The 11162-nt window shown below is 43.8% G+C and carries 10 protein-coding genes; 7 read left to right on the top strand and 3 right to left on the bottom strand.

Annotation, left to right across the window (positions count from 1 at the left end; genetic code table 11):
* Positions 1–189: 189 nt before the first annotated feature.
* A complete protein-coding gene (locus AACQ21_RS01025) occupies positions 190–867 on the top strand; it encodes a MaoC family dehydratase (protein ID WP_013868538.1) in 678 nt (225 codons plus the stop codon).
* A 53-nt stretch (positions 868–920) separates the two neighbouring features.
* Here AACQ21_RS01025 and AACQ21_RS01020 read toward each other — a convergent pair whose 3' ends face one another.
* Positions 921–1742 carry a phosphate ABC transporter substrate-binding protein gene (locus AACQ21_RS01020; RefSeq protein ID WP_181185532.1) on the bottom strand — a complete coding sequence of 274 codons (822 nt, stop codon included), beginning with the start codon at positions 1740–1742 and terminating at the stop codon, positions 921–923.
* Between the two features lie 174 nt (positions 1743–1916).
* Between AACQ21_RS01020 and AACQ21_RS01015 the strand changes: the two genes are divergently transcribed.
* Complete coding sequence (locus AACQ21_RS01015) at positions 1917–2267, top strand: DUF3024 domain-containing protein (protein WP_026027345.1); 351 nt, start codon at positions 1917–1919, stop codon at positions 2265–2267.
* A gap of 61 nt (positions 2268–2328) precedes the next feature.
* Here the strand turns inward: AACQ21_RS01015 and rnb are convergent, their stop codons facing one another.
* On the bottom strand, positions 2329–4338 hold the full coding sequence (gene rnb, locus AACQ21_RS01010) for an exoribonuclease II (protein ID WP_105976575.1): 2010 nt from the start codon (positions 4336–4338) through the stop codon (positions 2329–2331).
* 362 nt (positions 4339–4700) lie between these two features.
* Between rnb and AACQ21_RS01005 the strand changes: the two genes are divergently transcribed.
* The 5 genes from AACQ21_RS01005 to rplT all read left to right on the top strand — a co-directional run bounded on the left by AACQ21_RS01005 (position 4701) and on the right by rplT (position 10106).
* Positions 4701–6713, top strand: coding sequence for a DEAD/DEAH box helicase (locus AACQ21_RS01005; RefSeq protein WP_064626716.1), 2013 nt, complete (start codon positions 4701–4703; stop codon positions 6711–6713).
* Positions 6714–6926: 213 nt separating this feature from the next.
* Positions 6927–8855, top strand: a complete 1929-nt coding sequence (gene thrS, locus AACQ21_RS01000; protein WP_105976574.1) for a threonine--tRNA ligase — start codon at positions 6927–6929, stop codon at positions 8853–8855.
* Between the two features lie 3 nt (positions 8856–8858).
* Positions 8859–9413: a translation initiation factor IF-3 gene (infC, locus tag AACQ21_RS00995; RefSeq protein WP_105976573.1), complete on the top strand. Its 555-nt coding sequence runs from the start codon at positions 8859–8861 to the stop codon at positions 9411–9413.
* A 103-nt stretch (positions 9414–9516) separates the two neighbouring features.
* Positions 9517–9711 carry a 50S ribosomal protein L35 gene (gene rpmI, locus AACQ21_RS00990; protein ID WP_010319591.1) on the top strand — a complete coding sequence of 65 codons (195 nt, stop codon included), beginning with the start codon at positions 9517–9519 and terminating at the stop codon, positions 9709–9711.
* A 41-nt stretch (positions 9712–9752) separates the two neighbouring features.
* On the top strand, positions 9753–10106 hold the full coding sequence (gene rplT, locus AACQ21_RS00985) for a 50S ribosomal protein L20 (RefSeq protein ID WP_010319590.1): 354 nt from the start codon (positions 9753–9755) through the stop codon (positions 10104–10106).
* A 62-nt stretch (positions 10107–10168) separates the two neighbouring features.
* Here the strand turns inward: rplT and AACQ21_RS00980 are convergent, their stop codons facing one another.
* Complete coding sequence (locus tag AACQ21_RS00980; RefSeq protein WP_105976577.1) at positions 10169–11131, bottom strand: integron integrase; 963 nt, start codon at positions 11129–11131, stop codon at positions 10169–10171.
* Positions 11132–11162 lie beyond the last annotated feature (31 nt).

The raw sequence follows: 11162 nt of genomic DNA, 5'->3' as shown, positions 1-11162 counted from the left end.
ATTTTATGAGCTATATACTCTACAACCTAGTTATCTAATAAAATGGTGTTTTATTTTTATTTGATTGATTTATATGTAATTTGTGTGTTTCAGGGAACGGTTGTACGCTCGAAAGTGTTTGCAGCTAAGTGTGAAGTACTTCAAAATTACCTCAATCCAAGGGCATTCTAACTAATCACCGAGGTTTAGATGAAAGTCGAGAATCTTTTTAAGCATCGTGGCGATTCAATGAACAAGTACTCCTCTGAGCTTATGCAGTGGGTATCACCTTCAGTACGTGAGTACTGGGGCGAGCTTCTACATAAAACAAACAGTCGCCAGTTGTTTTCTTGGGTTAGAGATTTTCACCAACCAGCAGTGAATGAAGATGCTCCTATTGCCGAACCCTTGATACTCAAACCTGAAGCGCAACGTCTGTATAAACAGCTCCAGACTCAGATTGGTGAAGTCATTCATACAGGTAAATGGCTGGTGGTTGATCAAGAGCGCATTAACCAGTTTGGTCAAGTAACTGAGGATATGCAGTGGATTCATACCGACCCTCAAAAAGCGGAAGTTGACTCTCCATTTAGGACCACAATTGCGCACGGCTTTTTGACCTTGGCCTTGTTACCTAAATTGACGGATAGCGTTGATCCTGACAAACCAATATTTCCGACCGCAAAAATGGTGGTGAATATCGGTTTAAATGAAGTTCGTTTCCCGTATCCAGTGAAATCAGGAAACCGAGTAAGAGCGATTAGTACTCTATTGAAAGTTACACCAATCAAAAAAGGTTTGGAGATCGAGAGAGAAATTAAAGTTGAGATTGAAGGTATTCGTCGCCCAGGCTGTGTCGTGGTTTCAGTAATCCAACTCCATTTTTAACTTTAGAAAAATGGCATAGAAACAGGAGAGTCGATCACTCTCCTTTTTTGTATTTATTTGTTTTTCAAAGGAATATAACCATATTCTTCTATGCGAGCCTTTGCTTCCGCTGACGTTAAAGATGCAATGAAAGCTTGAGTCTCTTTAGTGATTTTTTCAGGGTAATAGACCACTAAAAATGGCATAGAAAGTTTATATTCATGAGTGACAATATTTTTTGCAGTGGCTTCTACTCCCTCAAATTTTATCGCTTTAATCGATTTATCTACCGATCCCGTAGAGATGAAACCGATCGCTTGAGGGTTATGGTTAATCAGTGTTTTAACCATACTATTGCTATTGACCACTAAGTTATTGGAACTGATGTCCGACACTAAGCGATCATTAATCACACGAGTCAGGCCTAATAAGCTTTCAAAGCTATAGCGGGAACCTGATGATGCTTCTCTGGTTACAACTGCGATTTTTTGATCAGCACCACCGACTTGTTTCCAGTTGGTTATTTTCCCTTTATAAATATCAAATAACTGCTCACGAGTCAGATTTTCAATACTGTTTAAGCGATTGATTACAACAGCCAACCCATCATAGGCAATCGGCAAGGTGCTCATCGTCTCATCTTGCTCACTTTCTGTGAGGTAGCGCGAGCTCATGGCGATATCTGCGACACCTTTTTTCAGTAATGTGATGCCAGCACTCGAACCTACGGCTTGAACCGCGATATAAGTTTCAGGGTGTGCGGTATTGTAGTCCTCGGCGAATACTTCCATGATCCTAGCGACCGAGGTCGAGCCAGAAATATTAACTTCACTTGCGAAGGCAAACTGGGTATGTAGCAAAGTTGAAAGCAGTGTAGCAAGCGCGACTCGAAACATAGTGGCTCCAATATGGTTATTTAGAAAAATTGAGCCACCATAATATGTCGTATAGATGACACTTTTGTGAACCACAAAGGTAAGTGGTTTGTAGCCTTACGGTTTTTCATATCAGAGATAAGCGAAGTCAGCTATAGTCGAGATGTCAGGAAGCCGTGTTTGAGCGAGGGTAAAATGGCGGTAGTGAATTTGTTGCAACGTCAACTAGAACGAAGAGCAGAGCTTGTTTGCCATAATCGTAACCAAAGTGTGTCTGTTGAATTAGGCAAATCCTGTTTTGAGCCGATCGTTAACGGTGTGCACTTCATCAAACACCATTACAAATTAGATTCAACGCATTGCGACTATTCAAGTATCGTGGCGAAAGTGATTTGGGAAGAAGCTAAATGGGCGCTGTATATTCCCAATACGGATCCCGATAAAGAAATTGAAGATTGGTTGCCGTATCCTTTTCTCCCTAAAACAACGGATTTGACGGCGTTGATCCGCGAAATTGAAAAAGATCCTAAATCTTACTTTTGGTGATCAATAAGCAATAAAAAGGCACTCCGAAGAATGCCTGATAGAAATGTCTATGCTGCTAAAATCACTCCCCTTGGGTAGTGGTATTAGCTTCTGAAGGTATAGGTAACGGTTCGAAAACCTGAGTCGGTTTTGCAATCAGACTGCGGTTTTCCATATTCACTTCTGCGAGCACGACTTCGAGCGTATCACCGAGCTTAAAGACGACTTCTTTATCGACAAGCAGCGTTCCACTTTCCGCATTACATTCAATACGTTCTTTGTTGTCTAAGATTAAAGAACCAGGAATGAATGCGGCTGCGCCATTTTCCAAAAGACGTACGCGCATGCCAGCGCGATTGATATCAAAGATTTCAGCCGTAAAACGGGTGCCTTTGCTAGGTTCGTTTACTAACGTTCTAGCATAGAGCCAGTCGCCTACGTTACGTTCGGCCATTTTGTGGTGTTTGCGGTGTAGTGCCAACTCTTCACCAACGGTTTCATCCGGTGTTTGTACGGGCTCTTTGTTTAAAATATGTGCTTTCAACATACGATGGTTGATCATATCGCCATATTTACGGATAGGAGAAGTCCAAGTGGCATAGATATCCAAACCCATTGCGTAATGCGGAAGAGGTTGGTTTCCTATTTCACTGTAAGCTTGATACTTGCGGATACGATTATCCAGATAGCGGGTTTCTTGCTTACATAACCAGCGACGTAAAGAGGCAAAGCCTTCTAGAGTCGCTAAGTTATCGGCAGTGTATTCAAGCTCACCCGTTGGGTTGACTAATTCGACAACATCGGCAATTTTTTCGGGTTTGAACCCCGCGTGCGTATTGAACACGCCTTGGCCAAAATGCGCTTTGAGCGTTTTTCCCGCACAGATATTCGCGGTTATCATCGCTTCCTCAACAAGACGGTTAGCACTACGGCGAAGATCCGCATGAATTGCCACTACGTCGTTGTCTTCACTCAGTTCAAATCGATAATCAGGGTGATCAGGAAACACGACCGCGTATGTTTCGCGCCATTGTGCGCGCGCTAATGAAAAATCATACAAATCACGCACAACGGAAGCGATTTGGTCACTTGGTTGCCAATCGGCAGAAGTGCCCGTCTCTAACCAATCTGATACATGATCATAAACCAATCGAGCGTGCGATTTAATGTTGGCCGCAAAAAAGGTAATGTTATCGCCAATCACACCTTCTTTAGTCACTGTTACGGTACAGCAAAGGGTAGGGCGAACTTCATTTTCCATCAACGAACACAAATCATCGGCTAAATCACGTGGCAACATTGGGATATTGCGGCCTGGGAGATAAATAGTGAAACCCCGCTCACGCGCGACACTGTCCATCTCGTCATCTGGCGTGATGTATGCGGTTGGGTCTGCAATGGCAATGGTTAATGTGAAGTCACCGTTCTCGGTTCTTTGGGCGAACAGTGCATCATCCATATCTTTAGTTGATGCCCCATCGATGGTCACGAAAGGAAGGTGGGTCATATCGATGCGTTGTAGGTCGGCATCATCTTTGAGCTGCCAATGTTCAATACCAGCCGGCTCACTGTTAGGCAGGTCATTTTCAGCTAAAGTCACCCACCAAGGCGCAATCTTATCGTTGGCATCCGTAATTTTATGGGTGATTTCAACCATAAAGCCGCTATCGTCTTTCAGTGGATGATTAATAAGCTGTGCAACAACCCAATCACCTTCAGAGAAATGTTCAGGGTTTAATCCTTTTTGCACCTTGGCTTTCAGCGATTGCCTTTTTAGTTGCGGGTTATCGGGCGTGACATTCAGCTTACCTTTGTACAGCTTTACACGGCCAATGAAGCGAGTTAATGAAGGCTCAAGCAGCTCTTGAGGCTCAGCCACTTCTTTCTCATTCTCGGTGCGAATGATGGCCACCACTTTATCTCCGTGTAGGCATTTCTTCATATACGGAGGCGGAATAAAGAAGCTGTTCTTACTGTCAACTTCTAAAAAGCCGAAGCCTTTTTCAGTGGCTTTTATCGTGCCTTCTTTCTTAGGCAAGTTCTCTTGGATTTGTTGCTTGAGTTGAGCAAGGAGCGGATTATCTTGAAACATGTTTCTTTTTCTAACAAATGCGATTGGGCACACTATAATCATTGAGCGGGATGATTACTACCGAAAGCGTTATTTTTGCTAGTCTGCTTTAACAGTGCGCTGTAAATGCAGCTTCTGTGTTCGTTTTGGGTGAATTAATGAGCTTAATGGTCATTTATGACGAATTTTTGTGATGTAATTCAATTTTTACTAGCTTTTTTTATGCTTTTAGGGAATAATCCGCGTCCCTTATATGTCCCTAGCGGCTTGATGCGTTTTAAGACTTATCCGCATCTGAACGGAACTCAGCTCTTTTTAATGGATCGGTATTGGAATTGGTAGAGCACGTGGGACCTTTTGTTAATTAATCTAGTGGGATCTCCATGCAAGACTCTGTAATTCAATTTAGTGAATTAGCCCTAAACGACTCAATCCTTTCTGCTCTAAATGAAATGGGTTTCGTTTCTCCAACTCCTATCCAAGCTGCTGCTATTCCATTTCTTCTTGAAGGAAGAGATGCGCTAGGTAAAGCACAAACAGGTACAGGTAAAACGGCTGCGTTTTCTCTACCTCTACTGAACAAATTAAACCTTTCTCAACACAAGCCACAAGCAATTGTGATGGCACCAACTCGTGAACTTGCTATCCAAGTTGCGGCAGAAATCAAAAACCTTGGCCAAAAGATTCAAGGCCTTAAAGTACTTGAGATCTATGGCGGTGCTTCTATTGTTGACCAAATGCGCGCTCTGAAAAATGGTGCTCATATTGTGGTTGGCACACCTGGTCGTGTAAAAGATTTGATCACTCGTGATCGCCTTCATTTAGACGAATGTCATACCTTCGTCCTTGATGAAGCTGACGAAATGCTCAAAATGGGCTTCGTTGATGACGTAACTTGGATCATGGAACAAGCACCTGGCACCGCTCAACGCGTGCTGTTCTCTGCGACTATGCCTCCTATGGTGAAGACGATTGTTGACCGTTACCTACGTGATCCTGCTCGTGTTGACGTAGCAGGTTCAAACCAAACTGTTGCGAAAGTAGAGCAGCAATATTGGGTTGTTAAAGGTGTTGAAAAAGATGAAGCGATGGCTCGTCTTCTTGAAACAGAAGAAACCGATGCGTCAATCGTCTTTGTACGTACTCGTCAAGACACCGAGCGTTTAGCTGATTGGTTATTATCTCGTGGCTTTAAAGCGGCAGCGCTTCATGGTGATATTCCGCAATCACTGCGTGAGCGCACGGTTGATCATATCAAACAGGGTGTAATCGACATTCTTGTTGCGACAGACGTTGTTGCTCGTGGTCTTGATGTTCCACGTATTACACACGTGTTCAACTATGATATCCCATTCGATGTGGAATCATACATCCACCGTATTGGCCGTACTGGCCGTGCTGGACGCAAAGGTAAAGCGATCCTTCTAGTTCGCACGAACCAAATTCGTATGTTGCGTACGATTGAGCGCGTAACTCGTTCTCAAATGGAAGAGATTCAACTTCCAATGCGTGACAAAGTTGCTGAAGCTCGTCTCATCAAACTGGGTGCAGAGCTAGAAGCTGACAAAGGTCATACTGCTTTAGACAAATTTGTTGAGCTCATTGAAAAACTTCAACAAAGCCTAGAGATTGATGCCACAACACTGGCGGCCATTTTACTGAAGCGCCAACAAGGCAATCGTCCACTGTTCTATGTCGGCCCAGATCCAATGGTCGACGCGATCGAGCGTGAAAAATCACGTCGCCGTGATCGTAAAGAGGGTAGTGAGCGTGGTGAACGCCGTGAAGGCGGTCGCGATAGCCGTGATGGACGCGAAGGTCGCCGCGAATATGGTACTGCGAGCAATGACTGGGATACTTATCAGTTACAAGTCGGCCGTGAGCAAGGCGTGCAAGTGAAAGACATCGTTGGTGCTTTAGCTAATGAACTTGGTTTAACCAAAGGTTCAATTGGTGCAATTAAACTTGCTCAAGGCCATACATTCGTACAGCTTCCTAAATCAATGTCTTCAGATGTTGAAGGCAAATTGCGTAAACTGCGTATTCGCCAAAAAGAAGTCGGTGCCGTTGTATGTGACTTTGATGACTTCCGCGAGTCTCGTGGTCGTCGTGAAGGTGGTAACGGTGGTGGTGCCCGTCGTGAAGGTGGAAACGGTGGCTTCCGTAATCGTGAAGGCGGTGCTCCTGCGGCTGGCGCAGGTCGTGGTGGCCGTGAAGGTGGCTTCCGTGGCAACCGTGACGGTGCAGCGGCGACTGGTCGTGATGGTGAGCGTCGTTTTGACCGCAACCGTGGTGGCGACCATCGTGGTAACTTCCGTGGTGAACGTGGTCACGGCAATGCTAGTGCTAATGCCAATGCGGGTACGTTAAGTCGTCCTCGTCGCGCTGAAGCATAATCAATTATTGAAACTCCAAAGCCCGTGATATTTATCATGGGCTTTTTCTTTTGATTTATATAATTCGATCTTTGCATTTCTAGCGTGAGCTAGTTAAAATCTTCGCTTCATTGAAGTTCCGGTATTCGTGTTACCGAGTGAGCTTCGATGGGTTATTTTCAATCAAACTCAACACGTGTTGCTTGGTATGCAACACCACTGTAAGGATTATACATGCCTATTATTACTCTTCCTGACGGCAGTCAACGTCATTTTGAACACCCAGTATCGACAATGGAAGTTGCAGCTTCTATCGGCCCTGGTCTTGCAAAAGCAACGATCGCAGGCCGTGTCGATGGTGTGCGCGTCGATGCGTGCGATCTTATCGAAAATGATGCTAGCCTTGAAATTATAACGACAAAAGATGAAGTTGATGGTTTAGAGATCGTACGCCACTCTTGTGCGCACTTACTTGGCCATGCATTAAAGCAACTTTATCCACAAGCCAAAATGGCGATTGGTCCGACGATCGACAGCGGCTTCTACTATGATATCGATCTTGAGCAATCACTCACGCAAGATGATTTAGAGCAAATCGAAAAGCGCATGAAAGAGCTTGCCAAGACAAAATATCAAGTTGTCAAGAAGAAAGTCAGTTGGCAGGAAGCCCGTGATGCTTTTGAAGCTCGCGGTGAAACATACAAGATGGAAATCTTGGATCAGAACGTGGCTCGTGATGACAGACCGGGTCTATACCATCATGAAGAATACATTGACATGTGTCGTGGTCCTCACGTACCTGACATGAGCTTCTGCCAACACTTTACCCTGCTTAGCATTGCTGGCGCGTACTGGCGTGGTAACAGTGATAACAAGATGCTACAGCGTATCTATGGTACGGCATTCCATGACAAGAAAGCACTTCAAGCCCATTTAACGCGTTTAGAAGAAGCGGCTAAACGTGACCATCGTAAAATTGGTAAGCAACTCGATCTATTCCATATGCAGCAAGAAGCTCCAGGGATGGTATTCTGGCACCATAACGGTTGGTCTATATTCCGTGATCTTGAAGTGTTCATTCGCCAAAAACTCAGTGAGTACGACTACCAAGAAGTAAAAGGTCCATTAATGATGGACCGAGTTCTATGGGAGCGTTCTGGTCACTGGGACAAATATGCGGATGCCATGTTCACGACGTCATCTGAAAACCGTGAATATGCAATTAAACCGATGAACTGCCCAGGCCACGTTCAAATATTTAATCAAGGTTTGAAATCATACCGTGATCTGCCATTGCGTATGGCTGAGTTTGGATCTTGCCACCGCAATGAACCATCAGGTTCATTACATGGTATTATGCGTGTTCGTGGCTTTACTCAAGATGACGCCCATATTTTCTGTACCGAAGATCAAATTCAACAAGAAGTGACATCTTGTATCAAGATGGTCTACGACACCTACACGACGTTCGGTTTTGATAACATCGTTGTTAAGCTGTCTACACGCCCAGAAAAACGTGTTGGTAGTGATGAAATTTGGGATAAATCGGAAGAAGCATTAAAGCTTTCACTGCAGGCAATGGATATCCCATTTGAAATTCAAGAAGGTGAAGGCGCATTCTACGGCCCTAAAATTGAATTTACTTTGCATGATTGCTTAGATCGTGCGTGGCAATGTGGTACAGTGCAGCTGGATTTCAATTTACCTGCTCGTCTAGGCGCGACATATGTTGGCGAAAGTAACGAGCGTCTTGTTCCGGTTATGATTCACCGTGCAATTTTGGGTTCACTTGAGCGCTTTATCGGTATCCTTATCGAAGAGTATGCAGGTTTCTTCCCTACGTGGTTAGCGCCGGAACAAGCGGTAATTATGAACATTACTGATAAACAGTCAGTTTACGCTCAGGAAGTAGCACAAAAACTACAAAAATGTGGAATTAGAGCCAAAGCAGACTTGAGAAATGAGAAGATTGGCTTTAAAATCCGCGAACACACTTTAAAGCGTGTACCGTATATGCTTGTTTGTGGTGACCAAGAGATGGAAGCCGGAGAGATCGCAGTACGTACCCGCAGGGGCAAGGACTTAGGTAAATTTAAATTGGATGACTTTATTGCGTATATCCAAGCCGAAGTTTCTAGCCGTAAGCTCAATCTGGAGGAATAAACTATTAAAGGCGGAAGACGTGGCCAACAGCCGGCCAAACCAAACCAGCACCGTTTAAACGGTGAAATTCGTGGCGTTCGTGAAGTTCGTTTAACTGGCGCAGATGGTGAATCCGTTGGTGTTGTATCAATCAACGAAGCATTAGAAGCTGCTGTAGAAGCTGGTATGGATCTTGTAGAGATCAGCCCTAACGCCGAGCCACCAGTTTGTCGTGTGATGGACTATGGCAAGTTCCTCTTTGAAAAGAGCAAGACTGCTAAAGAGCAGAAGAAGAAGAAGCAAAAACAGATCCAGATTAAGGAAATTAAATTCCGTCCTGGGACTGATATTGGAGACTATCAGGTAAAACTACGCAACCTGACCCGTTTCCTAGAAGAAGGCAACAAAGTGAAAGTTACTATTCGCTTCCGTGGCCGTGAGATGGCGCACCAAGACATCGGTGTCGATGTTCTTCATCGTTTGAAAGAGGATACTGCTGAAATTGCAGTAGTTGAGTCTTTCCCGAGTCGAATTGAAGCACGCCAGATGATCATGATGCTTGCCCCTAAAAAGAAGTAATTAACGGCTTACAAGTAATGAGACCTCGCCGTTGAAAGACGGTGGGGTGTTATTCGCCCTAATTACATGTTATTTAAACTACTACAATGCGGAGTTATTCATCATGCCTAAGATGAAAACCAACAAAGGTGCAGCTAAGCGTTTTAAGAAAACTGCTGGCGGTATTAAATTTAAGCACGCTACAAAACGTCATATCCTGACTAAGCGTACTACTAAGAACAAGCGTCAACTACGCCCTAACTCAATCCTTCCAAAATGTGAAGTGGCTGGTGTTATGCGCATGTTGCCATACGCTTAATTCTTTTTAGTTTATTTATCGTTTAGTTTAGGAGAAGCATAATGCCTCGCGTAAAACGTGGTGTACAAGCTCGTGCACGTCATAAGAAAGTTCTAAAACAAGCTAAAGGTTACTACGGAGCACGTTCACGTGTTTACCGCGTAGCTTTCCAAGCTGTAACCAAAGCTGGTCAATACGCTTACCGTGACCGTCGCACTAAAAAGCGTCAGTTCCGTCAGCTATGGATTGCGCGTATTAACGCAGCATCTCGTCAAAATGGTCTATCTTACAGCCGTTTCATTAACGGTCTTAAGAAAGCATCTATTGAGATCGATCGTAAGATCCTTGCTGATATCGCGGTATTCGACAAAGCTGCATTTGCAGTGCTTGTTGAAAAAGCAAAAACTGCTCTTTAATTTAGCAGTGAAGGTTTAAAGAAAAGGAGGGCAAGTATGCTCTCCTTTTTTATTACGCTTATTTATAAGCGCGACAGTGGGCTTAATACACCGCTGGCGCCTCTATCCAGTACGTGAGTGTAAATCTGAGTTGTTTTTACATCACTATGCCCTAATTGTTCTTGTACTGTTCTGATGTCCGCTCCCGCTTCTAGCAAGTGTGTCGCAAAGCTATGCCTTAGCGTATGGCATGAAACTGACTTTTGTATCTCAGCATCATGAGCGGTTTTCCGAACTGCTCGCTGCAATGCCGACTCATTAATATGGTGCCTTCGTTTCAACCCACTATTCTCATCTAAGGTAAGTAAATTAGATGGAAACAAGTAGTGCCAATTAAACTCATAAGGAGCTGAAGGATATTTTTCTCTCAACGCATTGGGTAACCAGACTCCTCCATAACCTTTGGTTTGCATATCTTTATCATAGTAACGCTTAGCTAATGCTTGTTGCTCAGCTAGCTGTGGATAAAGCTCCTTAGCAAGTGTGACGGTGCGGTTTTTTCCTCCTTTTCCTTGCCATACCCGAACCGCACCATAATCTAAATCAATGTCCTGTATTCGGAGTCTGACACATTCCATCAGCCGCAGCCCTGATCCGTATAAGAGCATAATTTGCAATTGATATCGTGGCTCAATATGTTCTAAAAACCGCTTAATTTCAGTTCTTGTCATCACTACTGGTAATTTTTGAGCAAGTTGAGATTTCTTGAAATTCATGCTAATTGATAGCGGTTCTTTAATGATTTCACGGTACAGAAAATGGAGAGAGTTAAGCGCCAACGCTTGTGTTTTAGCGGCTACTTTCCCATGAACAGCTAAGTCAGTCAAAAACATCTCAACTTCTTTACTACCCATTCTCATTGGATGTGTTTTGTTATTGAAGTAGATGAATCGTGTTATCCAGTGCAAATATGCCTCTATAGTTTTTTTTGCATAGTGTCGCGCTTGCATATACTCTTTAATGCTTAAAATAAATTGTGATTTCATATTATTTCCAATAAAACTGCCTGTTTTTATA

Source organism: Vibrio sp. V01_P9A10T6 (genome assembly GCF_963877065.1).
Lineage (GTDB): Bacteria > Pseudomonadota > Gammaproteobacteria > Enterobacterales > Vibrionaceae > Vibrio > Vibrio anguillarum.
This window is presented reverse-complemented; position numbering and strand designations above follow the sequence as displayed.

Bases quoted from the DNA above. Each gene is read 5' to 3' on its own strand.
- AACQ21_RS01025 (WP_013868538.1), top strand. From the start codon at position 190: ATGAAAGTCGAGAATCTTTTTAAGCATCGTGGCGATTCAATGAACAAG.
- AACQ21_RS01020 (WP_181185532.1), bottom strand. From the start codon at position 1,742: ATGTTTCGAGTCGCGCTTGCTACACTGCTTTCAACTTTGCTACATACC.
- AACQ21_RS01015 (WP_026027345.1), top strand. From the start codon at position 1,917: ATGGCGGTAGTGAATTTGTTGCAACGTCAACTAGAACGAAGAGCAGAG.
- rnb (WP_105976575.1), bottom strand. From the start codon at position 4,338: ATGTTTCAAGATAATCCGCTCCTTGCTCAACTCAAGCAACAAATCCAA.
- AACQ21_RS01005 (WP_064626716.1), top strand. From the start codon at position 4,701: ATGCAAGACTCTGTAATTCAATTTAGTGAATTAGCCCTAAACGACTCA.
- thrS (WP_105976574.1), top strand. From the start codon at position 6,927: ATGCCTATTATTACTCTTCCTGACGGCAGTCAACGTCATTTTGAACAC.
- rpmI (WP_010319591.1), top strand. From the start codon at position 9,517: ATGCCTAAGATGAAAACCAACAAAGGTGCAGCTAAGCGTTTTAAGAAA.
- rplT (WP_010319590.1), top strand. From the start codon at position 9,753: ATGCCTCGCGTAAAACGTGGTGTACAAGCTCGTGCACGTCATAAGAAA.
- AACQ21_RS00980 (WP_105976577.1), bottom strand. From the start codon at position 11,131: ATGAAATCACAATTTATTTTAAGCATTAAAGAGTATATGCAAGCGCGA.